1 pseudogene is annotated in these 438 nt (G+C 77.6%); it reads right to left on the reverse strand.

Going from position 1 to position 438, the window contains the following annotated elements:
• A pseudogene (locus GWK61_RS55285) lies at positions 1–438 on the reverse strand (hypothetical protein); the annotation flags it as partial.

Consider the following 438-nt stretch of genomic DNA (forward strand, 5'->3'; position numbering starts at 1 on the left):
GGTCGGGGCCGCGGTTGCCGCGGCGGTCGCGGTGGCCGCGGTGGGCGGAGTCGCTGCGGGAGCGGCGGCCGGGGCCGAAGTCAGGGCCATGGTCGGGGCCGAGGTCAGGGCCGGTGAAGTCGCTGCGGGAGCGGCGGCCAGGGCCGAAGCCGTCGCGGGTGAAGTCGCCACGCGTGCGGCGGATGCGGCCGAAGTCGGGGCCGAAGCCGCGGTGGTCGGAGCCACGCTCGCTGAAGTCGCGCGGGTCGACGTTGCGCGGACCGAAGTCACGCGGGTCGAAGTCGCGCTCGCGGGAGTCGCGGCGGTCACGACCGCGTCGGTCGGAGCCGCGGCGGCTGAAATCGCGCTCGCCGGAGCCGCGCTCGCCGGAGCCACGCTCGCGGGGGCCGCGCTCGCCGGAGCCACGCTCGCTGAAGGCGAAGTCGCGGGGGCCGAAGT

Origin of the sequence: Catenulispora rubra (assembly GCF_015356825.1) — a bacterium.
GTDB classification, from domain to species: Bacteria; Actinomycetota; Actinomycetes; order Streptomycetales; family Catenulisporaceae; genus Catenulispora; species Catenulispora rubra.